Genomic DNA, 23,828 nt, shown 5'->3' with positions numbered 1-23,828 from the left:
GTCGAGTCGTGCCGTTCGCCATTCCAGGCGGAGATTAGCGTGTTAACCGGCCCGATGCACTACCCCGGAAAAAAGCCGGAGAGCCAGGCTGGGCGGGCGTTAGCGGGTGTTTTCGACAGCACGGAGCCGATCGCGCCAGAAGGGCAGAAAAGACCGCAGATGACGACGGCAAAGTAGTGGGGGGTGACTAAAAAAATCGGATGGCGGGTGGGGGAAATGGAAGACTTTTGATCAGAACGGCGGTGCGGTAGCTGAATTCGAGGGAGGATGGAGCGGTCTCGACGCGATGTTTTTCGCATCGGGCGGTGGGGACGGGGTGGTAGGAACCGGTAAGCGAGAGGGGCCGTGCAGAACGCAACAGCGACGACGCGCAAGCAACTACACGCCGGAGATTATTGCTACAGGGGAAATTAACGGCTCGCGAGCGCGGGCTTATGCACCGCAGGATCAACCGCACCGGGATCAGATGCCGTGGCCGACGTGTCCTTCCACACCACGATGTCGTTCACCGCATACAGCCGGCACGGATCGCTGCTGTGCTTCTGGCAGTTCGAGATGGCCACCGCCTTCGGATCGTCACCGCCTTCGGCCCACGACCACGCTCCCGAATTGGACACCGCGAAAGCACGGCTCGGGTACTGGTGCAGGAAGTTGCGATAGCCGGCGCGACCGCTTTCGTCGACGAACGGCACCGAGTCGATCGCTTCGACCGCCGCGAAGCCGGTCGCCTTCGGCTCGGGCGCCTCTTCCACACGATACTGCACACCCGTCGGCATACCGACACGCGCAAGGAAACTCTCGACGGCGGGCCACCATACGCGCACGCCGTCACGATCGCCGACCAGCCGGTGCGCATCGTCCTTGTAGATACCGAAGTCAATCATCGTCGAACCGACACCGTGCCGCACGTCGGAGCCGAGCGCAGTCGTGTACGTGGTGTACATCTTCGTGATCAGCGCGGCGGGCCAGATCGAATCGTTGTCGCCGTAGAGCCACAGCGACGGCACATGCGTCTTCTCGCCGTAAGCGCCGAACGCGTGGGTCAGGTTGCCCTGCCAGTCGTTGCATGCATCCTGGCGCAGACCGCCCGAGAAATTGATCAGTGCGCGTACGCCCGATGCAGCCTGCGCGCCATAGGCGATCGTGGCGAGGCCACCATGCGAGGTGCCGGCCACGACGATGTGCTGTGCGTCGACATACGGTTGCTTCGACATGTAGTCGATGGTCGCGGCGACGTCGGCGGCCTGGCCGATACCGTTGCGTTCGACATCGCAGCCGTCCTGTTCGTAGACGCCGCCCGATTCCGCAAAGCCGCGCCGGTTCGGTGCGACGACGACGTAGCCGCGGCGCACAAACTCGCGCGCGAACGGCAGCGGATCGCTGCGCGCCTGGTTGCGTGGGTCGCCGGGCATCTTGCCGTGATTGAAGACGATCATCGGGAACGGACCCGCACCGTCCGGCTTGTAGACGGTCGTTTCGAGTGTGATGTCGCCGGAGGAATCGGTGGGGATGCGCAGGATCTGCTGGTTGAGGCGCGCGCTGGGCAACCATGCGTCGTCTTCGAGTGAGAGACGCTGGACCTGCGCGCTGGAGAGCGGGCCGACCTGTTGTTGAGCGGACGCTGAATTAACCGGCTTGACTGGCGCATTCGTCGATGAAGCGAACAGCGGATCGGCGTGTGCGGACGACGCAGTGAGCGCAACGAACGCCGCACATGCACAGACCGCCTTACATCCCGCCTGAACCCTTCTGAACGCCATCTGCTACGCCCACCTTGAAGATCTGCCTTGAAGCCCTTCGCCCGAGGTCATGCAACCGGATCGCCTTACGGACTCGTTACAGCGCCGTTTGACAACAACAAGCCACTGACATGCATGAGCGCTTGCACGCGCACGCTGCTGGAGATCGCAACGAGTGAACCGTCTGTCGACCGACGCGACCCCACGCGCCGAAGATGAGCGCTACGCGATACCGGATCTACACTTTGGTATCGCACGAGGACGGTGTTGAGCCGCTCCTCGCGACGTAACGCTGCACAACCTGTGGAGCGATACTGGCACGACAATTTTGGTTTGTGCAATTCGGGACAAGCCCGCAGCGAAAAAATTGCCGAGTGGCACGTCGCGCTGGAGTGACCGCCAGGTGGCGCCCGGAAGGCGCCGTGCAGAGGCGCAGGACCAGGTGTCGCGGCGATGACGGGAAAACCATGTGGCGTGCGGCCAACACTTGAACAGTACGTGAAGCCGGAGCCGGAAGGGGCTTATGTAACGGGTGGTAAGCAGGACTTGAAGCGCGACACGTGCAGCTCCGACGATATCGCGTCGCTGCGTCAGTCTTCGCGGATGTCGCCGTCAACGTAACGCCAGCCGCTGTCGTCGCGAACGAAGCGGCTCAGTTCGTGCAACCGGTGCGCGCGACCGCCAATCTTGTATCGTGCGACGAATTCGACTTCGGCATGGGTTGCGTCGAGTGGGGTGAAGCGTTTGATCTGGAGACCGAGCCAGCGCGTCGCGTTAGATGAGTTAGATGAGTTCGATGCCTCAGACGCATCGAGATCGGCGGGGCAGGTCTGTGGCGCCCAGGTTGCGCGCAAATAAGCAGTCTTGCCGAGCACGTAGGCGCTGTATCGCGAGCGCATCAACGTAAGCGCGTCCGGCGCAATCGCATCGCCATCGATGAAACGTCCACAACATTGTGCGAACGACGGCGCAGCAGCGCCGCTGCGCTGGCCGGGTGTGGCGCCGCCACAGGGGCACACGGAAGGCACAGGCGCGCTCACCATTCGAGTGGCGTGCCGTCGTACTGATAGAAGCGACCGTTGAATGTCGCGTGCGCGCCCGCGGCCTGCGCGAGCACGTTGCGCATACCGCTGACGCTATGTTCCGGATCGATCGCTGCCTGTGAGCCACCCATGTCGGTGCGTACCCAGCCGGGATGCAGCGCGACGCAAACCGCACGCCGCGTCTGCAGCGAAGCGATCTTCAACGCGTCGTTGAGCGCCGCCTTGCTCGCGCGATACAGCCAGCCCGTCGTGCCGGTCGCTTCCGTGATGCTGCCCATCTTGCTCGACAGCACCGCGAGCACGCCGCCCGCTTCTTCGACGCGCGGTAGCAGCACCGGCAGCAACTGCATCGGTCCGCGCACGTTGGTGATCATCACGTGATCGAAGTCTTCGGACGTGATCGTCTCGACGCCGTCGGTGCGCGGCCCGTACACTCCGGACACAACAAGCGCGACGTCGAGCCGTTCATTGGCGAGCTTGTCACCGAGCGTAGCGATTTCAGCGGGCTCGGTGATGTCGAGTGGAAAGGGTTGTGCGCCGAGCGCGGTGAGCGCATCGAGTGCGTCGTCGTCGCGTGCGGTGGCAAGCACGCGCCAGCCCGCGTGCAGGTACTGGCGGGCGAACTCGCGGCCGATGCCACGCGACGCGCCTACGATCAACGCAGTTTTCATGCACTCACCTCACACGGTTCGTCATTGCTGCGTTCATAGCAGTTCGATGCCCATCGCCGTCGCTTCTCCGCCGCCGATACACAGGCTCGCGACACCGCGCTTCAACCCGCGTTGCCGCAGTGCGCCGAGCAGCGTGACGAGAATACGCGCACCCGATGCGCCGATCGGATGACCGAGCGCACACGCGCCGCCGTTCACGTTGACCCGGTCGTGCGGCAGATGGTGTTCCTTCATCGCGGCCATCGTGACGACTGCGAACGCTTCGTTGATCTCGTACAGATCGACCTGATCCGCGCGCCAGCCGTTGCGCTCGAACAGTTTGCGCAGCGCGCCGACCGGTGCGGTGGTGAACTTCGCCGGCTCCTGCGCGAACGTCGAGTGGCCGACGACGCGTGCGAGCGGTGTCACACCGAGTTTCTGTGCAGTCGACTCGCGCATCATCACGAGCGCCGCGGCCCCGTCGGAAATCGACGACGAGTTCGCTGCCGTCACCGTGCCGGTTTTACTGAACGCGGGCTTGAGCGTCGGAATCTTGTCGAGGTTGGCCTTGAACGGCTGTTCGTCGCGCTCGATGGTGAGCTCGCCCTTGCGGCTCTCGACCTTCACCGGTGCAATTTCCCACGCAAACGAGCCGTCTTCGTTCGCACGTTTCGCGCGTTGCAGCGATTCGATCGCGAACGCGTCCTGCGCCTGGCGCGTGAAATCGAACGATGCTGCGCATTCTTCGGCGAACGTGCCCATCAGGCGACCGCGTTCGTACGCGTCTTCGAGGCCGTCGTAAAACATGTGATCGATCACCTGACCGTGGCCCATACGCATACCGCCGCGTGCCTTCGGCAGCAGATACGGTGCGTTGGTCATGCTCTCCATGCCGCCCGCGACGATCACATCGATCGAGCCGGCCGCGAGCATGTCGTGCGCGAACATCGCTGCGCGCATGCCGGAGCCGCACATCTTGTTGACCGTCGTGCTGCCGGTGGACAGCGGCAGGCCAGCACCGAGCGCGGCTTGCCGTGCGGGTGCCTGGCCGAGGCCGGCGGGCAGCACGCAACCGATCACCGCTTCGTCGATCTGCTCCGGCTTCAGTCCGGAGCGTTCGAGCGCAGCGGCAATCGCCACCGAACCCAGTTGCGGCGCGGTCAGCGTCGCGAAGTCGCCCTGAAACGCCGCCATCGGCGTGCGGGCGGCGGAAACGATCACGATCGGATCGCGCGAAGTTGCGTTTGTCTCACTCATGTTTCAGCTCCTTGATAACACCTGCGACGACAGCGGGTACATCGCCGAGCTTCGCTGCGTCGGCGGCGACCACGTCGTTGTCGGTCGAATGCGCGCGGCCCGCGGAAGCGGCGGCCACACATTGCTTGTAAGCGGGATCGAGATCGTCGAGGCTCGCGATCGTCATGCCGAGATTGCGCACGCGGCCGTCATGCACGCCGTACACCCAGCCATGCACGGTGAGGTCCTGGCCGCGCGCCCATGCGTCGTTGACGATCGTGGTGCGGCATACGTTGACCACCTGCTCGATCGTGTTCAGCTCGACGAGCCGGCGGTGCCGCGCGTCGCCGATCGGCCATTCCTCGAGTAGCGCCGCGTGTTTGGTGCGCACATCCTGCACGTGATGCAGCCAGTTGTCGGCCAGCCCGATACGCCGGCCGTGCAGCGCAGCGCCGACACCTGAGCAGCCGTAGTGGCCGACCACCATGATGTGCTTGACCTTCAGCAGATCGACGGCGAACTGGATCACCGACAGGCAGTTCAGATCGCTGTGCACGACGACGTTCGCGATGTTTCTGTGCACGAACACTTCGCCCGGCGGCAGGCCGATGATCTGGTTGGCCGGCACGCGCGAATCCGAGCAACCGATCCACAGGTATTCGGGAGTCTGCTGGTCGGCGAGCCGCGAGAAAAATTCGGGGTCTTCAGCGAGCTTGCGCTTGACCCACGCATCGTTGTTGTCGAACAGATGCGCGAGCGGGTGGGGCTGGTTCGGGTTTGGGTTCATGGTGCTTTTATGTCGCTTCAACGCGGTGATGGGCCGGCGTATCGGTTGAATCGTGGCGAATGGCTTCGGCCTGGCTTCGCATGATGTCGTCAGGCCGCACGCGCAGCGCGGTCCGGCGGTTGCGCGGTTGTGCCGGCTGCTGTCGCTGTTGTGAAGCGCTCCGGGTAGCGCACGCGGAAGCGGACGCCGCGGTCGTAAGGGAAAAAGTCGGGCAGTTCGCCTTTCATCAGATGCTCCTTGTGCCGTTGCCACAGCGCAGGTTCGAAGAAATCGGCGTGATGCTTGAGAAAGTACTGGCGCACCCGCGGATCGCCGAGCAGGAACGTGCCGTAGGTTTCGGGAAAGATGTCGTGCGGGCCGACCGTGTACCACGGCTCGCCGGACAACTCGTCTTCCTCGTTGCGCGGCGCCGGTACGGCGCGCACGTTGCAATCGGTCAGGTATTCGATTTCGTCGTAGTCGTAGAACACCACGCGGCCGTGCCGCGTCACACCGAAATTCTTGTACAGCATGTCGCCAGGGAAGATGTTCGCCTGCATCAGCTCTTTCACCGCATCGCCGTATTCCTTGATGCCGTGTTCGACGTCCGCGTCGGTGCCGTTCTGCAGGAACAGGTTGAGCGGCACCATACGGCGCTCGATATACAGATGCCGAATGACCAGGTTGTCGCCCTCGTATTCGATCATCGATGGCGCTTCTTTCTGCAGTTCGCGCACGAGTGCTTCGTCGAGACGCGATACCGGCAGCGCGACGCTCGAATATTCGAGCGTGTCGGCCATGCGTCCCAGACGATCGTGACGCTTCACCAGTTGATACTTCTCCTGGATCTGTTCGCGCGTGGTGTCTTTCGGCGGCGGGAAGCTGTCCTTGATCAGCTTGAACACATAGGGAAACGACGGCAGCGTGAACACGAGCATGACGAGCCCCTTGATGCCGGGCGCGATGATGAACGGATCGCTTGAGTGCGACAGGTGGCGCAGCAGGTCGCGATAGAACAGGTTCTTGCCCTGCTTCTGCAGACCTACTGATGTATAGATTTCCGCCTTCGGTTTGCCCGGCATGATCGAGCCGAGAAATTCGACGAATGCGGACGGCACTTCCATGTCGACCAGAAAGTACGAGTGCGAGAAGCTGAAGATGATCAGCAACTGATCACGTTTGAGCAGCACGGTATCGAGCGTGAGCACGCCTGGCGACACGTGATGCACCGGCAGGGCGAACGGCAACACGAGGTCGCCGTTGATAATGCGCCCGATGATGTACGCCGCCTTGTTCCGGTAGAACAGCGACGACAGCACGTGAATCTGGAAGTTGGCGGCTTCGTTGAATTCACCGTACGTATCGCGCACCGCCTGCATCACACAGCCAACGTCACGTTGCAGATCCTCGAACGGCGGCTCCAGCTGGAAGTTGGTGACGATGCGCTCGAGCGTTGCTTCGAGGCCGTCCTTGCCCGGGTAATACGCACGGTAGGTCGGCTTCGCAGCGGGCTCGTCGTTCTCGATGTACTCGGTCGAGATGGCCGGCCGCACAAAGATGAAATCGTTATTGAAGTACGAGCGATGCAGGATCTGGCAGCACACCGAATTGAAGAACGTTTCCGCGCACTCGGGCTGACGGTGCGTGGTCAGCAGACCGATGTAGTGCAGCTTGATCTGCTGCCACACTTCGTCGTCGATGTTCTCCGCATCGTATTCGTCTTCGAGCAGCTCGACGCATTCCTTCACGCGTTCGTCATACGACGTGATGCGCTCGCGCGCGAGTCGTTGCAGCCCGTGCCAGTCGGCGCGCTCGAACAATGTCTTGGCATGGATCGCCGCTTCCCGAAAGATGCGGTAGTGCCGGTCGAAACCTTCGAGCATCGTCTGCGCGAGGTCGAAACCGATTTGCGACGACAGCAGTTTAGGAAAGTGATTCATGGTGACCGTGCATTCATCCAGTGTCGTGACGCCACTCGCGATTGTATCGTTCGGGCGATCCTGCCATGCCGTGCTTGCCGCGTTGGTGCTTGCGCTTGCTCCAATACGTTGAGCGGCGTTCACAGCGGTTCCTGCTAACTCCGTGCAAAGCAGCGATTAATTGCCGGTTGTGCTGTGATCTCCGCACGGAAAAATCTTTCGTCTTCAGTGCAACTGCGTTGCATCAGGCCGTATGCCGCACCGGCTTAGCCTGCGGTTTCGTCGTGACCGGCTGCGCGTCGTCTTTTTCCCGCGTGTCGCCGTCGAGCAGTGCGCGCGCCTGCGCTTCGTACTGCGCGAGATCTTCGAGCGTCGCGTCCAGATCTTCCCGTTGACGTTCAAGCACGTCCCGATGCCGCTTGACCGTGGCGAGAAACGCATTCAGTTGCGCCAGCGTGTCGGTCGGCGAATCGTAGAGATCGAGCAGATCGCGGATTTCGGACAGCGTGAAGCCAAGGCGCTTGCCGCGCAGCGTCAGCTTCAGACGCGTGCGGTCTCGCCCTGAATAGACGCGTCGCAGGCCGCTCGCTCCTTCGCGACTCGGTGAGAGTAAACCCTGGTCTTCGTAGAAACGAATCGCACGCGGCGTGACGTCGAATTCGCGGGCAAGCTCGGTAATCGTGTACTGGGTATCCATTGGGGCATCTCGTAGACCGCCGTGATTGCGCACGAAAACGGATTGAACGATAGAATCGACGTTTACGTTATCGTCAACTTGAACGAAGCGCAACTAGGCTGCACCACGGCCCTGTGCCACCGTGCCATCGACGAATTTTCGAACAATCACACGAAGACACCCGCAATGAACGCACTCGAACATCAACTCGACTACCCGTTCGCCGATACCTTGCCCGAGCCCGGTGTGGCGCACGAGGTCGCTCCCGGCGTGTTGTGGCTGCGCATGCCGCTGCCGTTTGCGCTCGATCACATCAACCTGTGGCTGTTGCGCGATGAAATCGATGGGCAACAGGGCTGGACCGCCGTCGATTGCGGAATTGCGTCGGACACCATCAAGGCGAACTGGGAGCGGGTGTTCGACACCGTGCTGGACGGCCTGCCGATCCTGCGTGTGATCGTCACGCACTGTCATCCCGATCACCTCGGGCTCGCGCACTGGCTGTGCAACGGCGGTGACCGGCAGCGCTGGAACGTGCGGCTCTGGATGTCGCTCGGCGAATACATGATGGGCCGCGTGATGGCCGCCGGCGATGGTTCGAATGCGGGCGGCGAAGGCGCAGCGAGGCACTTCGCGCGTCACGGGCTTACCGACGAAACATCGCTCGATGCCTTGCGCAACCGCAAAAGCTATTACGGAAACCTGGTGCCTGCGGTGCCGGGGCAATATCGACGGATGCGTGAGGGCGATACGATCGCAATTGGCGGGCGTACGTGGCGTGTCGTTACTGGCTTCGGGCATTCGCCGGAACACTGCGCGTTGCATTGCGAAGCGGCTGGCGTGCTGATTTCCGGCGACATGGTGTTGCCGCGCATTTCAACGAATGTGTCGGTGTTCGATATCGAACCGGAAGGCAATCCGCTCGCGCTGTATCTGCACTCGCTCGGTCGCTATGAAACGATGCCCGCCGATACGCTCGCGCTGCCGTCGCACGGCAAACCGTTTCGCGGGGTGCATACGCGCATTAAGCAGTTGCGCGACCACCACGATGCACGGCTCGCCGAAGTGCGTGAAGCGTGCGCGGTGAAACCGCAAAGCGCCGCCGACATCGTGCCGTTGATGTTCAAGCGCGAACTCGACATTCATCAGATGACGTTCGCGTTGGGCGAAGCGCTCGCGCATCTGCATTTGTTGTGGCTCGCGGGTGAGTTGAAACGAACGCACGATGCGGATGGCGTGATCCGCTTCACCGCGTAGTTCGCGCGACGCGAGGCAGCGGCAAAAAAAGAGAAGGCCCGATTGCTTGCAATCGGGCCTTCTGCTTTTCTACGACGCAATGCCGTGACGAATACCGCTACGTTACTGCACGCTCACCGCGCCAAAGTTCTGCCGCCCAAACGGGCTCACCTGATACCCACTCACGTTTGTGCGCGTCAACGCGGTGGCCGTCGGATAGCCGAGCGGAATCCACAGCGCCTGGTCGTGGATGATCTTCTGCGCGGCTTCATACGCCTTCGTACGCTTCGCGAGGTCGGCCGTTGCCTTGCCGTCGGTGATCAGCTTGTCGAGCTGCGGATCGCAGTAGCGCGCGAAGTTGATACCCGACTTCACCGCGTTGCAGCTAAAGAGCGGTGACAGGTAATTGTCCGGATCACCGTTATCGCCGGCCCAGCCCATGAACAGCGTGTCGTGCTGCCCCTGCTTTGCCTGCTTGATCAGCTCGCCCCACTCGATCACTTTCACGTCAGCCTTCACACCGATCTTCGCGAAATCGGCCTGCAGCAGTTCCGCACCGACCTTCGGGCTCGGATTGAGCACGCTGCCATTCGGGCGCACCCAGATCGTCGTTTCGAAACCGTTCGGCAGACCCGCTTCGGCGAGCAGCTTCTTGGCCTGCGCCGGGTCGTACGCCCACGGCTGGATCGCCTTGTCGTAGCTCCACGTGTTCGGCGGATACGGATTGGTTGCGGGCGTTGCCGTGTTGTCGAACACGGTCTTCAGATACGTCGTGCGATCGAACGCGAGGTTCAGCGCCTGACGTACCTTCGGGTTATCGAGCGGCTTTTTCTGCGTGTTCAGTGCGACGAACGCGGTCATGAACGCGGGCGTCTGTTCGATCTTGATCGACTTGTCGTTCTTCGCCTCGGCGATGTCCTGCGGTTTCGGCGACAGCGCGATCTGGCATTCGCCGGCCTTCACCTTTTGTGCGCGCACGGTGGCGTCAGGTGTGATCGCGTAGATGAGCCGGTCGATCTTCGGCTTCGGCCCCCAGTAGGTCGGGTTCACGTCGTAGCGGATGATTGCGTCTTTCGTGTAGCTCTTCAGCACGAACGGCCCGGTGCCGATCGGCTTCGCATTGAGATCGGTCTGCTTGCCGGCCTTCAGCAACTGGTCTGCATATTCGGCCGAGTAGATCGATGCGAAGCCCATGGTCAGGATCGGTACGAAGGTGGCGTTCGGTTCGTTCAGCTCGAACTTGACCGTGCTGTCGTCGACCTTCGATACCGACTTGATCAGCTTCACAAGCCCCATCGACTGCGCATGCGGAAACCCGCTCGCGCCCGTGACCTTGTGCCACGGGTTGCTGTCGTCGAGCATGCGGGTGAAGGTGAACACGACGTCGTCGGCGTTCAGCGCACGGGTGGGCTTGAAGTAGTCGGTAGTCTGGAACGCTACGCCCGGCCGCAGATGAAACGTGTACGTGAGGCCGTCGGCGCTCACGTCCCACTTGTCGGCGAGCGCGGGCGCGACTTTCTTCGCGGCTTCGTCGTAAGAGACGAGCGGGTTAAAGATCACGTCGGCGGAGGCGTTGGTGGTAACGAGCGAGTTGAACTGGACGACGTCGAAACCGTCCGGGCTTGCTTCCGTGCAGACGGTCAGCGGCTTGGCCAGCACGAGCGCAGGGGCGGCAGCGAGCACGACGGCGGCGAGCAGTTTGAAGCGCATAGGATCTCCCAAAACAGGCGTGGTATCAGGCAGTTCGAGGCAGTTCGTCTTCATTCCGGCAGCGACAACCCCGGCCGGGTGTTCTGATCGAGATGCGTGCGATGCGTGCAGTGTCTGTCTGCATTTCGTTGCATTTTGCATCCCCGCCTGGGAGAAAGCTTATCGAAGGGGAGTTGCGCCGACAACCACTTAAACCGCATATGTATATGGACGGGCGAACCGCCGTGCACCGGCTCACGGTGCGCGTACTGCGACAGAAGGCAGAAGGTTCGCTTATCAGTCTGTCTGCCAGTCAGTCCGTCAGTCCGTCAGTCTTCGTCGCGCGGCTTGTGCGGTGCTTTTTCGAAAGCGCGATCGTAGAGCCAGCGTGGCGTGACGTGCAGCAACATCGCGACCACGCGCATCTGCCACGGAAACACCGCGAACGACACCTTGCGTGCGACCGCATCGGCCACTTTCCTGGCGAAGCGATCGGCGTCCATCAAAAACGGCATCCGGTACGGATTGCGATCGGTCATCGGCGTGCGGATGAAGCCCGGTGCGATCGTCACGACGGCCACGCCACGCGGCCGCATCTCGACACGCAGTGCTTCGAGGTATTTCATCGCCGCGGCCTTCGATGCGCTGTACGCGCTCGAGCCCGGCAACCCGCGCACCCCGGCGACACTCGCGACACCCACCAGCGTTCCCGTACGCGCCGCGCTCATCGCAGCGGCGAACGGTTCGAAGGTGGCGACCATGCCGTAGTAGTTGATGTCCATGACTTCGCGGAAGGTCCGCAGGTCGCCGCGACCGCTGACCGCACCGCGGCTGACGCCGGCGTTGGCGATCACGACATCAGGGCAGCCGTGTTGATCGATGAACTGCTGGGCGGCCGAGGCGAGCGCTTCGGCGTCGCGGACATCGGCGGGATAGATCGAAACGGAAGTCTGGGGATGGGCTTGCTGGAACGCGGCGAGTGCGTCGCCGCGACGGGCGACCAGGCCGAGGATCGCGCCGCGCCGCGCATATTCGGCGGCGAGCGCGAGGCCAATGCCACTCGATGCGCCGGTAATGAAAACCTTCAGAGGTGTACTCATTCCGGCGCCTTTGGGGATTACATCTTCTTTGCGCGAACCTGGGCGACCAGGTAGTCGAGCACCTGAATCGTGCCCGGCAGATCGTTCGTGATGGCAGGGCTGGTTTCGTATTTACCCTGCACGGCAAGCGTCGGCACACCGTCGATCTTGTAGTCGTCGAGCAGCTTTTTGTCACGCGCCAGCGCGGTCTGCGTCGAGAACGAGTCGTATGCCTGCTTGAACTTCTTCGGGTCGACACCCTTGGTCGCGAGGAATTTGGCCTGATCTTCCGGCGTCAGCAGGTAATCGTGGTTGACGTGGATTTCGTTGAAGATGGCCGGGGTCAGCTGCTGTGCGAGGCCGAGTGCATCGACAGCGTGGTACAGCTTCGAATGCGGAATGAAGTCGTCGCGGAACGCAACCGGCACGCGCTTGAATACGACGTCCGGACCTTGCTTCTTCACCCATGCTTCGAGGAACGGGTCGAACTCGTTGCAGTGCGGGCAGCCGTACCACATGAATTCGGTGACCTCGATCTTGCCGGCCGGCACTTCGACCGGCTGCGGCGCGGCGAGTACCTTGTAGTCCTTGCCTGCGACCGGTGCGGCCGGTGACGCGTGGGCAGCGCCCGCGACGATACCGACGGAGATGAGGAGAATGCCAAGCAGTTTTTTCATGTCGTGTGGACCTGATAAGGCGGAAATAACGGCGACGTGCGACGGCGGCGTGCCGTAGCGTGCGTCGCCACTACGAAAGTTGTGCGACCGGGGTGATCCTGCGTTTCTGCGCCATCGTACAGGCTACGGCGCCGTTCTGCCGTGATTCAGACCTGCGCCGCGCACTGAAGGTTCAGCGGCGGCGCAGCGTGTTGGCTTACTGTTTGGTGAAGCGAATGACGGCAGTATCGACGCCCGCATCGGACAGCCTTTGACGGGCCGAATTCATGTCGTCGAACTTCGAGAACGGACCGATACGCACGCGATAGTACGTGATGCCACCCGCATCGCGCTGCGTGACTTTCGATTCGAAACCCTGGAACGCGAGACGCGCGCGCTGCTGTTCGGCATCGGCGGAGGTTTTGTAGGCGCCGACCTGCAGGAAGTAGCCGGTATTCGCGTCGGCTGCGGCGTTCGATGCCGTACCCGTTGCCGGTTTGGCGTTGGCTGCATTGGCCGCGTTCGCCGTGGAGCCAGGCTTCGGCGCGGGGTTCGCCGCGTTAGCCGTGGCCGGTGCCGAAGCGCCCTGCGGCTTCTTCGTCGTCTGCGTGCTGTTGTCCTGCGCGGGCTTGGGCGCGACGGCGACGCCGTTGCTGGCCGCCGGCGGCACTTCGACGATCTGCGGCTCTTCGAGCATGCCTGACGACTGCGTCTGGTTGGTCGACTGTCCCGGCGCGGTGTTCGGCGGCGCTGGCTGGGCGGCTTGTGGCGGCACCGCTACGCCTGGTGTCTTGCCCTGCAGCGGCCGGTTCGGGTCGTATTGCGGCTGGCTTGCACCTGCGTCCGAGGCGGCGGCCGGCGCGACCTTCGCGACGAACGGCGTCGGTGCGCGCGTGATATAGAGCGCCACCACCACTGCGATCGCCAGGCCGACGATCAGGCCCAGCACGATACCGAGAAAAGTGCCCCCGGTTTGTTTCGACTGCTTCGTAGTGCGGCGCGGTTTTGCCATCGTTTGAATCACCTGCGAAAAGAATCGTGGAACGGCCGTCGATTATAACGACGGCCACACGCATCCCGCTGCGGAACGCTTACATCTTTGCGGGTGCGGAGACGCCGATCGCTGCCAGACCGTTGGCGAGCACCTGACGCGTCGCCGCGAGCAGCGCGATACGGGCGTTGCGGAGCGCCTCGTCGTCGACGAGAACGCGTTCGGCATTGTAGAACGAGTGGAATTCGCCCGCGAGGTCGCGCAGATAGAACGCGACTGCGTGCGGCGCGAGTTCGTCGGCGGCATGCGCGAGCATGTCGGGGTATTCCGCGAGCTTTTGCAGCAGCGCCATCGCCTGGTCGCTGACGAGCGGCGCGACGTCTACCTTGGGCAGCACCGCCTCGTCGGCGTTGAAGCGCGACTTCCATTCGTTGATCACCGAGCAGATCCGCGCGTGTGCGTACTGGACGTAATACACGGGGTTTTCGTCGTTCTGCTTGAGCGCGAGATCGATGTCGAACACGAACTCAGTGTCGGCCTTGCGCGAAATCAGGAAGAAGCGCACCGCATCGCGGCCGCGGCGAATGGTCGCTTCGTCGAGCAGATCCGGCGCGGCTTCCGCGCCTTGCGCGGCGCCGCCCGACCATTCGATCAGGTCACGTACGGTCACATAGCTGCCGGCCCGCTTCGAGATCTTCACTTCCTGGCCGTCGCGCATCACCGTGACCATCTTGTGCAGGATGTAGTCGGGATAGCCCTTCGGAATACCGACGCCGAGCCCCTGCAGGCCCGCGCGCACCCGCGCGATCGTGCCGTGGTGGTCCGAGCCCTGCACATTGATGACCTTGGTGAAGCCGCGCTCCCACTTCGCAACGTGATAGGCGACGTCCGGCACGAAGTACGTGTAGGTGCCGTCGGTCTTGCGCATCACGCGGTCTTTGTCGTCGCCGTCGTCGGTGGTGCGCAGCCACAGCGCGCCTTCCTGCTCGTAGGTCTTGCCCGCGGCGACCAGCGTATTGACGGTCTTCTCGACGAGTCCTTGCGTGTACAGCGACGATTCGAGGAAGTACTGGTCGAAGATCACGCCGAATGCCTGCAGGTCCATGTCCTGCTCGTGGCGCAGATACGCGACCGCGAAACGGCGGATCGCATCGAGGTTTTCGATGTCGCCGGCACCCTTCACCGGTTCGCCGTCCTTGGCTGCCACGGTTTCGCCGCTCAGGTAGTCGTGCGCGATGTCGGCGATGTATTCGCCGTTGTAGGCAGACTCGGGCCAGCCTGCGTCGCCGGGCTTCAGGCCGCGCGCGCGTGCCTGGGTCGACAGGGCGAGCGTCTGGATCTGCACGCCCGCATCGTTGTAATAGAACTCGCGATGTACGGCGTAGCCCTGCGACGCGAGTACGTTCGACAGTGCATCGCCGAGCGCCGCCTGGCGACCGTGGCCGACGTGTAGCGGGCCGGTCGGGTTGGCGGAGACGAATTCGATCAGCACGCGCTTGCCTGCTTCGCGTTCCGAGTGGCCGAAGGTGTCGCGTTCGGTGAACACGGCGCCGACTACGGCCTGCTTCGCGGCAGCGGCGAGGCGCAGGTTGATGAAGCCAGGACCGGCGACTTCGGCGCCATCGACGAGCCCCTTCGCCTGCGGATGCGCGAGCACCGCATCGACGATCTGCTGGGCGAGCTGGCGTGGATTGGCGCGCAGCGGCTTGGCGAGCTGCATCGCGACGTTGCACGCGACATCGCCGTGCGCGGCGACTTTCGGGCGTTCGAGCGTGATGGCGGGCGCGACGAAGGCGGCATCGGCTTGGCCCTGAGTGGCCTGGGCGACCTGCTCGACGATGTCGGCGAGCAGTGTTTCGAGAGTCAGTTTTTGTGCGGGCAGCATGCTTGTTGCGAGTCCAGTGAGGCAGTGCAGTAAGGCGACCGAGGCGCCGGATGGTAGTTCAGCCACGGCAGGCGGTTGGTCCGCTCGCGGCGGAGGGTTCGTTTCGCCTGCGGCGGATCGTTCATTCCGCCTGAGGCGGATCGTTCATCCGCCTGCGGCCGTCGCCACGGCCGCAGGCAGCGATCGGGGAGGCGGGAGCGGGCGGGACCGGCAAACGGATCGGGCGCGTCGGGAGGTGCTTTTTCGGTCTAGACGGATTTTAGCAGGTGCTAATATGTCCATTGAGTGTCCACTGGATGGATGCCCGATCAAGGGCCGTGGCAGCTGGCGCGCGCCGGCCGAGTCAACGAAACCGCACGACCGCCGCCCTATGGCGCCTCGTACGCGAATCCAACATAACGAAAAGGGAATTGCCATGCTGGTTACTTTCAAATGTCGCGCCGCCCCGGACGTCGTGATGCTCGAAAATCTCGCACAGTATCTCGTCGGTATCGTCGGCAAACCGCTGGGCGAACGCGGTGTCATCATGCACGACGAACTCGATGCAGCGATCGCGAAGCTCGAGTCGGCCATCGTCACCGACAAGCAGGAGCGTGCCGAACACGACGGGCACTTCCACGAAGGGGAAGAAGGCCACGAGCACCATGAAATTCCAATTGGCCTCGCACAGCGCGCGTACCCGTTCCTCGACATGCTGCGCCTCGCGAAGCAGGAAAACAACGATGTGCTCTGGGGTATCTGAACGGTTGTCAGGTGGTGACCCGCGGTGCGGGTGCTGGCATTGACCGTTGACCAGGCCGGGTAAGTCACCGTGCGCATCGAGCGCACCAAAAACAATGAGCCCGCTATAAGCGGGCTCTGTCGTTTCTTCAGGTCTGCGGTGTGCCGTACCTCGATTACTGGCTGGCGGCTTCTGGCGTAGCGGCCGGTGCCGACGCACCCTTCTTCACTTTTTTCTTCTTCGCCTTCTTCACGTGTTTCTGGGTGGGTGGCGAGTACGAACTGACCGCGCTCGCTTCGGCGGGCGCGGCGGTTTGGGCGAGCGCCAGCGACGAACCCGCGGCCAGTGACAATGCAGTCAGTAACAGCGTCAGCTTTTTCATACGATTTTCTCCGTGACGGTTGCAAGTCGTTGAAGCCGGCGCGTTGTTGACCCCGCGTCCGGCGGGCACAGCTGCTTCAGCTTACAAAACCGAAATTCGCGCTGCCAGAAATATTCGGCCTTACACATCCGATATATTGCCCACCCGTCGAGGCTTTACAGCAGCGGCGCGAGCGCCCGTTCCGCATCCGTTTTCGACAGAGCCATGCGCTGCGCGAAGTCTTCAACCTGATCCTGGCTGATCTTGCCGACCGAGAAATACGTGCTGTCCGGATGTGCGAGATAGAACCCGGAGACGCTGGCAGCGGGCAGCATCGCCAGCGATTCGGTCACGCTCATACCGATCTCTTCGGCGCGCAGCACGGTGAACATGTCCTGCTTCACGAGGTGGTCCGGGCAGGCCGGGTAGCCCGGCGCCGGCCGGATGCCGCGGTATTTCTCGCCGATCAGATCTTCGTTGGACAGCGTTTCGGCGGCGTCGTAGCCCCACAGGTCGCGACGTACACGTGCATGCATCGCTTCGGCAAACGCTTCGGCGAAGCGGTCGGCGAGTGCCTTCAGCATGATCGCGCTGTAGTCGTCGTGATCCTTCTCGAACTGCTTTTCCTTCACGTCGACACCGAGGCCGGCCGTCACCGCGAACATGCCGATGTAGTCGGCGACGCCGGAATCCTTCGGCGCGATGAAGTCGGCCAGCGACCGGTTCGGCCGCATCACGCCGTCCACCACCGGCCGCACGCTCTGCTGGCGCAGGTTGCGCCACGTCAGCGCGACTTCGGTGCGCGAGTCGTCGGTGTAGATCTCGATGTCGTCGTCGTTGACGGTGTTCGCGGGCAGCAGCGAGATCACGCCGTTCGCGGTGAGCCAGCGGCCCTGGATCAACCGCGACAGCATCGATTTCGCGTCGGAGAACACGCGCCGTGCCGATTCGCCGACGATCTCGTCGTTGAGGATGGCCGGATACGGGCCGGCGAGATCCCACGTCTGGAAGAACGGCGCCCAGTCGATGTAGTTCGCGAGTTCGTTCAGATCGAAGTTCTTGAACACGCGGCGACCGATGAACTTCGGTTTGACCGGCCGGTAGCCGGCCCAGTCGATCTTCGTCTTGTTCGCGCGCGCCTCGGCGAGCGTGACCATCGGTTGCACCTTGCGGTTGGCGTGCTGGTCGCGGATGCGGTCGTAGTCGGTCTTCAGGTCCTGCAGATACTTCGCCGCGCCTTCATCGGAGAGCAGGCTCGATGCAACCGACACCGAACGCGACGCATCCGGCACATACACCACAGGGCCTTCGTAATGCGGCGCGATCTTGACGGCGGTGTGTACGCGCGAAGTCGTAGCGCCGCCGATCAACAGCGGAATCTTCTTGATGCGGAAGTAATCGTCGCGTTGCATCTCGGAGGCGACGTAGGCCATTTCCTCGAGGCTCGGCGTAATCAGCCCCGACAGCCCGACGATATCCGCGCCCTCGACCTTCGCCTTCGCGAGAATCTCGTTGCACGGGACCATCACGCCCATGTTGACCACTTCGAAGTTATTGCACTGGAGCACTACCGACACGATGTTCTTGCCGATGTCGTGCACATCGCCCTTCACGGTGGCGATGACGATCTTGCCCTTCGCGCGCACGTCGCCGCCGGCTTCGGCGAGCAGCCGCTTTTCTTCTTCGATGAAGGGGATCAGATGCGCGACGGCCTGCTTCATCACGCGCGCCGATTTGACCACCTGCGGCAGGAACATCTTGCCCTGACCGAACAGGTCGCCAACGATGTTCATGCCGTCCATCAACGGCCCTTCGATCACGTTGATCGGTCGGCCGCCGGCCGCCTCGATCTTCGCGCGGACCTCTTCGGTATCCTCGACGATGAAGGTCGTGATGCCGAGCACGAGCGCATGCGACAGACGTTTTTCGACGGGCTGGTTGCGCCATTCGAGGTTTTCTTCTTTCTTCGCGGCGCCGGTCTTGAACTTGTCGGCGACTTCGAGCAGACGGTCGGTGGCGTCGTCGCGGCGGTTCAGCACGACATCCTCGACGCGCTCGCGCAGTTCGGCGTCGAGATCCGCATAGACACCGAGCTGGCCCGCGTTGACGATGCCCATGTCCATGCCCGCCTGGATCGCGTGGTACAGGAACACGGTGTGGATCGCCTCGCGCACCGGGTCGTTGCCGCGAAACGAGAACGACACGTTCGACACGCCGCCGCTGATCTTCGCGTACGGCAGGTTCTGCTTGATCCAGCGGGTCGCGTTGATGAAGTCGACCGCGTAGTTGTTGTGCTCTTCGATCCCGGTCGCGACCGCGAAGATGTTCGGATCGAAGATGATGTCTTCGGGCGGAAAGCCGACTTCGTTGACGAGGAAATCATACGAACGCTTGCAGATCTGCGTCTTGCGCTCGAACGTGTCGGCCTGGCCTTTTTCGTCGAAAGCCATCACGACCGCGGCCGCACCGTAGCGGCGAATCAGTTTCGCGTGATGGCGGAACGCGTCTTCGCCTTCCTTCAGTGAGATCGAGTTGACGATCGCCTTGCCCTGCACACACTTCAGGCCCGCTTCGATGACGTCCCATTTCGACGAGTCGATCATCACCGGCACGCGCGCAATATCCGGTTCCGACGCGATCAGATTCATGAAGCGGACCATCGCCGCTTTCGAATCGAGCATCGCTTCGTCCATGTTGATGTCGATCACCTGCGCGCCGTTCTCCACCTGCTGACGCGCGACCGCGAGCGCTTCGTCGAACTGGCTGTTGAGAATCATCCGCGCGAACGCTTTCGAGCCGGTGACGTTGGTCCGTTCGCCGACGTTGATGAAGAGCGTGCCGGTCGTGACGTTGAACGGTTCGAGGCCGGACAGGCGCAGGGTGTGATCGGTCATGGCGTGGTGTTTTCTATGGAGCGGTGCAGGAACGTGGGACGGCCGCGCGGCTCAGGCCGCGTCGCGATAGTGACTTGGCCAGCGGCGCGGCTTGATGTCGGCGAGTGCTTTCGCGATTGCCGCGATGTGTTCCGGCGTCGTGCCGCAGCAACCGCCCGCGATGTTGACGAGCCCGGCCTGGGCGAACTCCTTCAGCAACCCGGAGGTGTCGGCGGGCGTTTCGTCGAAGCCGGTGTCGCTCATCGGATTCGGCAGGCCGGCGTTCGGGTAGCACGACACGTAGGTATCGCAGAGCTTGGCGAGCTCGGCGACATACGGGCGCATCAGCGCCGCACCGAGCGCGCAGTTCAGCCCGAACGTGAGCGGCTTCGCGTGCCGCAGCGAATTCCAGAATGCTTCGACGGTCTGGCCGGACAAGATGCGGCCCGATGCGTCGGTGACGGTGCCGGAGATCATGATCGGCAGGATTTCGCCGGTGTCTTCGAACAGTTCGTCGAGCGCGAACAGCGCGGCTTTCGCGTTCAGCGTGTCGAAGATCGTCTCGACGAGAAACAGGTCGACGCCGCCTTCGAGTAGCGCTTTCGCCTGCTCGTAGTAGGCGGTGCGAAGCTCGTCGAAGGTCACGTTGCGCGCACCCGGATCGTTGACGTCAGGCGAGATGCTGGCCGTTTTCGGCGTCGGGCCAATCGCGCCGGCGACAAAACGCGGCTTGTCCGGGCTCGAGTAGCGCTCGCACGCGACGCGGGCGATCTTCGCCGATTCGAGGTTCATCTCGTACGCGAGGTTCTCCATGCCGTAGTCGGCCTGGGCGACCGTGGTCGCGCCGAACGTGTTGGTCTCGATGATGTCGGCGCCGGCCGCGAGGTACTGCTCGTGAATCTCGCCGATGATCTGCGGCTGGGTGATCGACAGCAACTCGTTATTGCCCTTGATGTCGCGCCCGTAGTCCTTGAAGCGCTCGCCGCGATACGCTGCTTCGCCGAGCTTGTACTGCTGGATCATCGTGCCCATCGCTCCATCGAGGATCAGGATGCGCGACTCGAGCTGCGCGGGCAGCGTTGCGCCGCGCGTGTAGGCACGGGCGGATGCAGCGGTGCGGGCGGCACCGGCGGAGGAGGCAGGCTGGTTCATGGCGAATCGTGGTGAAGGCGCGTGGCAAAAGCAGCTTGCGCCTGATGGAACGCGGGACCCGCCATTGTAGCCGCAGCCGCCCGGGGGCGCTGAGCGCGGCCATCGGGCGCCAAGACGCCTGCACGGGCGGGCGATATGCATTGTGCAATGACAAAGAAAAAGCCCTGTCCGGCATACCGCCGGACAGGGCTTTTGAGTAACGTGTCGCCGGGGCGTGGGTTAGTGAAGCACGACCGGTTGATTCATCAGACTATCGAATTGCCCGAGGAACTCATCGACTTCGTCCAGCGACGGTTCCTCTTCGATCAGCTTCTGTACATGTTCGCGAAAGCGCGCAGCCATGGCGCCGTCGATATAGATCTCGCGTTGCATATTCTTGTCGACGATCTCATAACCGCCAGAGCGCATGGCGAGATGGCCATCTTCAGGCGGAAACTCGACAACACAATAATTGGGGCTGTTGTAGATCATTTGCATGGCGACACTCCTTCTTTCCGTGGGCTCCAGGCCGTTCCTGCGCCATACATGGAGCATATGGTGTGGAATTCAAGGGGTGGGTCCGGGCAACGCTAGTAAAAATTTCCGGACCTGAAGGTTAGACAGGGGTTTGTAGAAACGTTTCAAGCATGGCAGCAAATCGCTGTGATTGCTCGATCGGTGCAAGATGCGCGGCATCGAGCAATTCGTACCGAGCCCCTTTGATCGCTTCGGCGATTGCCGCCGTCGCGGCTGGCGGCGTGCCTGTGTCGTGTCGACCGGCTACGGTGAGCGTCGGCATGTGCAGCGCGGCGAGCCGGTCGCGCACGTCGAAATCGCGCAGTGCTTCGCATGCACGCGCATAACCTTGTGGTGACGTTTGCAGCAGCACTTCGCGGATCGGCTCGACCACTTCGGGGTGCGCCTGCTGGAAGTCCGGCGTGAGCCAGCGACCGATTGTCGCAGGGGCGAGCGGTGCAAGACCATCGCTGCGGGCCGCGGCCGCACGCTGGTCCCAGAGCGCGCGGCCCTCGGGCGGCGTACCCGCGGACGTATCGGCGAGGGTCAAGGTATCCACGCGCTGCGGGTAATCGAGTGCGAACTGCTGCGCGATCATGCCGCCCATCGATATGCCGACCAGATGCGTATGCGTTACACCCAGCGCATCGAGTAGCGACGCCAGGTCGTGTGCCAGATCCGCGACGCTGAAGTCGGCATCCGTCACCGCGGTTGCACCATGACCGCGCACGTCGTAGCGCAGCACCGTGTAGTCGTCACGAAAGTAACCGGCCATCTGATCCCAGATGGACAGATCGCCTCCCAGTTGATGGATAAACGTCAGCCAGGGGCCGCCGCCCTCGTTGCTCAGTACATAACGTGTGTCGATGCCGTCGATGTTCAGTTGCATGCGGGCTCCGTTAGTCGTGATGCGGTGAAGATGCATTGAATGTAGCAATGTCGCGAGATATACGGTCGCACGAAGCGGGCCAGCGGTGTCGGTGGCGCGGCGTGCAATCAACGTCATGGGGACGTCGCTGGAAGTGCATCGGGTGGATGCGAGTGGCGTCTCGCGAGGAAGTTTCAGCAGTCTGTGTAAGACCCGGTGAGATTCAGGGGCTTTCGGGGGTGTTGCCCGAGGGTGCGTTAGGGGTCGGTGCGGCGGCCGGTTCGGGCACAGGTGATGCAACGGGCGGCGTTGCAGGCGACGTGCCTGGTGGAGCGGCGGGTGAAGCCGTGGCTGGTGCAGCCGGTAATGCAGCAGAGGACGAAGCTGGTATGGCAGCGCTACCAGTGTTATCGCCAGCGCTGCCAGGTGTGGGCGCGGCGATATCGTTTGCCCCGTTCGCTCCGTTCGTGCCGCTGACATCCGCAGCAGGCGAAGCGGCACTGCCCGTCGCATCGCCGTCCAGTGCGCCGAGCTTGCCGCGCCAGACAAGCTCAATCTGCGTGCCGTTCGGTTCGGTTTGCACGATCCGCGCCGGCAGCCAGCCGAGCGACGGCGCGAGCCATACATCGATGCGCCGCTCATCGCCGGCGTGGCGCGGCAGGCGCATGAAGTGCCGCGCACCGACAAAGCCTTGCGCCGCACGCACCGTCTCGTCGCCGATCGTCTCGATCGGCCAGATCTCGCCGCTGTTGTTATCCGCCACATAGAACTGCCGCGTGACGCCGGGCTTGTACGCATCGGGGTCGCCGCGCACGAGGCTCGCAAGCTGCATCACCATGCTGAAGCGGTCCTGCGCGCCGTCGGGCAACGCGAGCGTCGTCGGTGTGCGCGTGAACGCAATCTGTTTGTCAGTGCGGTTGAAGATCGTCACGTCTTCGGGACGCCGGCCGCGCTTTTCGATGTACTGATCGGGCGCGAGGCCGAATGGGTCGATCCGGCCGTGGCTCGAATAGGTGAACGGGCCGACAAACGGCACCGGCATCGACACGACGATCTCGTAGTGCTGGCTATCGCTGGTCCAGTGGATCGTGCCCGGCTGGTTGCGTACGCCGTTGTAAAACGTGTCGTACTGCATGTCGCTGGACGGCGGTACTGAAAACTTCACGCCTGGCGTTGCGGGCGTAGCGTTGGCAGCGTTCGAGGCAGAGGCGCCGGTGGCGGCTGCGTTGCCGTTTGCACCTGAAGCTGCAGTTGCGGCCGCAGCGCTTGCAGCCTCGGGCACTGCGGGTGCCGACGCTGCGACTGGCGCCTTCGCATCGGGCTGCGTTGCAGTCAGCACGTGTTCTTGCGGTGCACGGGGACGGGCGCGCTGAACCTGCGCAGGCTTCGGCACAGCAGTAGCGGGTTCGGCGGCCGGCTTTTGCTCGATGCGCTCCGGCTGCAGCAACGCAATTTCAACTGGTGCATGCGCGGCGTCGGCGGGCTGGAACGTTTGCCGATTACGCTCGATCCACTGTGCGGCGATCCAGTGCAGGCACAGCACGGCGATCAGCACCGCGATCCAGCGCCCTGCGCGCGTGCTCAACCGCGCCGCTGCCGTTGGCGGACGGTTCGGGCGATTCGGACGAGGCGGGCGGTTCGGGCCGCGACGGAGCGCAGATGACGACATGCAGGACGGGATGGACCGGCGGTAATAACTCGTGAGGAATCGGGCGGCGAGTGGCTTCGGTCGATACCGTACACGCAATCGATGAGCCAGCGCGCCTGCGGGGTTCGACTGTACCGTTACCCGC

At 62.9% G+C, this 23,828-nt stretch carries 19 protein-coding genes and 1 pseudogene; 2 read left to right on the top strand and 18 right to left on the bottom strand.

Annotated elements, in window-relative coordinates; translation table 11 throughout:
- Positions 1-410 precede the first annotated feature (410 nt).
- The 7 genes from BWP39_RS15215 to BWP39_RS15185 form a co-directional block, all read right to left on the bottom strand.
- Positions 411-1,760: a dienelactone hydrolase family protein gene (locus tag BWP39_RS15215; protein WP_096721460.1), complete on the bottom strand. Its 1,350-nt coding sequence runs from the start codon at positions 1,758-1,760 to the stop codon at positions 411-413.
- Between the two features lie 569 nt (positions 1,761-2,329).
- Positions 2,330-2,782 carry a YchJ family protein gene (locus tag BWP39_RS15210; RefSeq protein ID WP_096721458.1) on the bottom strand — a complete coding sequence of 151 codons (453 nt, stop codon included), beginning with the start codon at positions 2,780-2,782 and terminating at the stop codon, positions 2,330-2,332.
- Positions 2,776-3,453 (bottom strand): SDR family oxidoreductase, encoded by a 678-nt coding sequence (locus BWP39_RS15205; protein WP_096721456.1) that lies wholly within the window; start codon positions 3,451-3,453, stop codon positions 2,776-2,778. Before BWP39_RS15205 ends, BWP39_RS15210 begins: the two co-directional genes overlap by 7 nt.
- A 33-nt stretch (positions 3,454-3,486) precedes the next feature.
- On the bottom strand, positions 3,487-4,689 hold the full coding sequence (locus tag BWP39_RS15200) for an acetyl-CoA C-acetyltransferase (RefSeq protein ID WP_096721454.1): 1,203 nt from the start codon (positions 4,687-4,689) through the stop codon (positions 3,487-3,489).
- On the bottom strand, positions 4,682-5,455 hold the full coding sequence (gene can, locus BWP39_RS15195) for a carbonate dehydratase (RefSeq protein ID WP_096721451.1): 774 nt from the start codon (positions 5,453-5,455) through the stop codon (positions 4,682-4,684). The genes BWP39_RS15200 and can overlap by 8 nt, the downstream gene beginning before the upstream one ends.
- An 89-nt stretch (positions 5,456-5,544) precedes the next feature.
- Positions 5,545-7,374, bottom strand: coding sequence for a bifunctional isocitrate dehydrogenase kinase/phosphatase (gene aceK, locus BWP39_RS15190; protein WP_096722614.1), 1,830 nt, complete (start codon positions 7,372-7,374; stop codon positions 5,545-5,547).
- A 223-nt stretch (positions 7,375-7,597) separates the two neighbouring features.
- A complete protein-coding gene (locus BWP39_RS15185; RefSeq protein WP_096721449.1) occupies positions 7,598-8,050 on the bottom strand; it encodes a MerR family transcriptional regulator in 453 nt (150 codons plus the stop codon).
- Positions 8,051-8,215: 165 nt separating this feature from the next.
- Between BWP39_RS15185 and BWP39_RS15180 the strand changes: the two genes are divergently transcribed.
- On the top strand, positions 8,216-9,286 hold the full coding sequence (locus tag BWP39_RS15180; protein ID WP_096722612.1) for an MBL fold metallo-hydrolase: 1,071 nt from the start codon (positions 8,216-8,218) through the stop codon (positions 9,284-9,286).
- Positions 9,287-9,388: 102 nt separating this feature from the next.
- On the opposite strand, the gene BWP39_RS15175 is transcribed toward BWP39_RS15180, so the two are convergent.
- The 5 genes from BWP39_RS15175 to argS form a co-directional block, all read right to left on the bottom strand.
- Positions 9,389-10,975 (bottom strand): ABC transporter substrate-binding protein, encoded by a 1,587-nt coding sequence (locus BWP39_RS15175; RefSeq protein ID WP_096721447.1) that lies wholly within the window; start codon positions 10,973-10,975, stop codon positions 9,389-9,391.
- 308 nt (positions 10,976-11,283) lie between these two features.
- Positions 11,284-12,054 (bottom strand): SDR family oxidoreductase, encoded by a 771-nt coding sequence (locus BWP39_RS15170; RefSeq protein ID WP_096721445.1) that lies wholly within the window; start codon positions 12,052-12,054, stop codon positions 11,284-11,286.
- A 17-nt stretch (positions 12,055-12,071) separates the two neighbouring features.
- Positions 12,072-12,710, bottom strand: a complete 639-nt coding sequence (locus tag BWP39_RS15165; RefSeq protein ID WP_096721443.1) for a thiol:disulfide interchange protein DsbA/DsbL — start codon at positions 12,708-12,710, stop codon at positions 12,072-12,074.
- 196 nt (positions 12,711-12,906) lie between these two features.
- Entirely contained in the window at positions 12,907-13,701 is a 795-nt protein-coding gene (locus tag BWP39_RS15160) for an SPOR domain-containing protein (protein WP_096721441.1), read from the bottom strand.
- Between the two features lie 79 nt (positions 13,702-13,780).
- Positions 13,781-15,565: an arginine--tRNA ligase gene (argS, locus tag BWP39_RS15155; protein WP_096721439.1), complete on the bottom strand. Its 1,785-nt coding sequence runs from the start codon at positions 15,563-15,565 to the stop codon at positions 13,781-13,783.
- A 415-nt stretch (positions 15,566-15,980) separates the two neighbouring features.
- Between argS and BWP39_RS15150 the strand changes: the two genes are divergently transcribed.
- Positions 15,981-16,307: a DUF1840 domain-containing protein gene (locus BWP39_RS15150; protein WP_091009327.1), complete on the top strand. Its 327-nt coding sequence runs from the start codon at positions 15,981-15,983 to the stop codon at positions 16,305-16,307.
- A gap of 154 nt (positions 16,308-16,461) precedes the next feature.
- On the opposite strand, the gene BWP39_RS15145 is transcribed toward BWP39_RS15150, so the two are convergent.
- From BWP39_RS15145 to BWP39_RS15120, 6 genes and pseudogenes are all read right to left on the bottom strand, one after another.
- On the bottom strand, positions 16,462-16,668 hold the full coding sequence (locus BWP39_RS15145; protein ID WP_096721437.1) for an acid-shock protein: 207 nt from the start codon (positions 16,666-16,668) through the stop codon (positions 16,462-16,464).
- A 155-nt stretch (positions 16,669-16,823) separates the two neighbouring features.
- Positions 16,824-19,562, bottom strand: a pseudogene (metH, locus tag BWP39_RS15140) (methionine synthase); the annotation flags it as partial.
- Between the two features lie 30 nt (positions 19,563-19,592).
- The gene (locus BWP39_RS32325) at positions 19,593-20,672 is read right to left on the bottom strand and encodes a homocysteine S-methyltransferase family protein (RefSeq protein ID WP_096721433.1); all 1,080 of its coding nucleotides are present in this window, start codon (positions 20,670-20,672) and stop codon (positions 19,593-19,595) included.
- 219 nt (positions 20,673-20,891) lie between these two features.
- Positions 20,892-21,149 (bottom strand): BTH_I0359 family protein, encoded by a 258-nt coding sequence (locus tag BWP39_RS15130; RefSeq protein ID WP_096721431.1) that lies wholly within the window; start codon positions 21,147-21,149, stop codon positions 20,892-20,894.
- Between the two features lie 118 nt (positions 21,150-21,267).
- On the bottom strand, positions 21,268-22,056 hold the full coding sequence (gene pcaD, locus BWP39_RS15125; RefSeq protein ID WP_096722610.1) for a 3-oxoadipate enol-lactonase: 789 nt from the start codon (positions 22,054-22,056) through the stop codon (positions 21,268-21,270).
- Between the two features lie 202 nt (positions 22,057-22,258).
- Complete coding sequence (locus tag BWP39_RS15120) at positions 22,259-23,704, bottom strand: DUF3108 domain-containing protein (protein WP_096721429.1); 1,446 nt, start codon at positions 23,702-23,704, stop codon at positions 22,259-22,261.
- Between the last annotated feature and the right edge of the window lie 124 nt (positions 23,705-23,828).

Source organism: Paraburkholderia acidicola, assembly GCF_002362315.1.
In the GTDB taxonomy this organism is placed as follows: Bacteria; Pseudomonadota; Gammaproteobacteria; order Burkholderiales; family Burkholderiaceae; genus Paraburkholderia; species Paraburkholderia acidicola.
Note: the sequence above shows the minus strand (reverse complement) of the source record. Positions and strands in the feature narration are given on the sequence as shown.

Coding starts and splice junctions, on each gene's coding strand:
- BWP39_RS15215 (WP_096721460.1), bottom strand. CDS start 1,760: ATGGCGTTCAGAAGGGTTCAGGCGGGATGTAAGGCGGTCTGTGCATGT.
- BWP39_RS15210 (WP_096721458.1), bottom strand. CDS start 2,782: ATGGTGAGCGCGCCTGTGCCTTCCGTGTGCCCCTGTGGCGGCGCCACA.
- BWP39_RS15205 (WP_096721456.1), bottom strand. CDS start 3,453: ATGAAAACTGCGTTGATCGTAGGCGCGTCGCGTGGCATCGGCCGCGAG.
- BWP39_RS15200 (WP_096721454.1), bottom strand. CDS start 4,689: ATGAGTGAGACAAACGCAACTTCGCGCGATCCGATCGTGATCGTTTCC.
- can (WP_096721451.1), bottom strand. CDS start 5,455: ATGAACCCAAACCCGAACCAGCCCCACCCGCTCGCGCATCTGTTCGAC.
- aceK (WP_096722614.1), bottom strand. CDS start 7,374: ATGAATCACTTTCCTAAACTGCTGTCGTCGCAAATCGGTTTCGACCTC.
- BWP39_RS15185 (WP_096721449.1), bottom strand. CDS start 8,050: ATGGATACCCAGTACACGATTACCGAGCTTGCCCGCGAATTCGACGTC.
- BWP39_RS15180 (WP_096722612.1), top strand. CDS start 8,216: ATGAACGCACTCGAACATCAACTCGACTACCCGTTCGCCGATACCTTG.
- BWP39_RS15175 (WP_096721447.1), bottom strand. CDS start 10,975: ATGCGCTTCAAACTGCTCGCCGCCGTCGTGCTCGCTGCCGCCCCTGCG.
- BWP39_RS15170 (WP_096721445.1), bottom strand. CDS start 12,054: ATGAGTACACCTCTGAAGGTTTTCATTACCGGCGCATCGAGTGGCATT.
- BWP39_RS15165 (WP_096721443.1), bottom strand. CDS start 12,710: ATGAAAAAACTGCTTGGCATTCTCCTCATCTCCGTCGGTATCGTCGCG.
- BWP39_RS15160 (WP_096721441.1), bottom strand. CDS start 13,701: ATGGCAAAACCGCGCCGCACTACGAAGCAGTCGAAACAAACCGGGGGC.
- argS (WP_096721439.1), bottom strand. CDS start 15,565: ATGCTGCCCGCACAAAAACTGACTCTCGAAACACTGCTCGCCGACATC.
- BWP39_RS15150 (WP_091009327.1), top strand. CDS start 15,981: ATGCTGGTTACTTTCAAATGTCGCGCCGCCCCGGACGTCGTGATGCTC.
- BWP39_RS15145 (WP_096721437.1), bottom strand. CDS start 16,668: ATGAAAAAGCTGACGCTGTTACTGACTGCATTGTCACTGGCCGCGGGT.
- BWP39_RS32325 (WP_096721433.1), bottom strand. CDS start 20,672: ATGAACCAGCCTGCCTCCTCCGCCGGTGCCGCCCGCACCGCTGCATCC.
- BWP39_RS15130 (WP_096721431.1), bottom strand. CDS start 21,149: ATGCAAATGATCTACAACAGCCCCAATTATTGTGTTGTCGAGTTTCCG.
- pcaD (WP_096722610.1), bottom strand. CDS start 22,056: ATGCAACTGAACATCGACGGCATCGACACACGTTATGTACTGAGCAAC.
- BWP39_RS15120 (WP_096721429.1), bottom strand. CDS start 23,704: ATGTCGTCATCTGCGCTCCGTCGCGGCCCGAACCGCCCGCCTCGTCCG.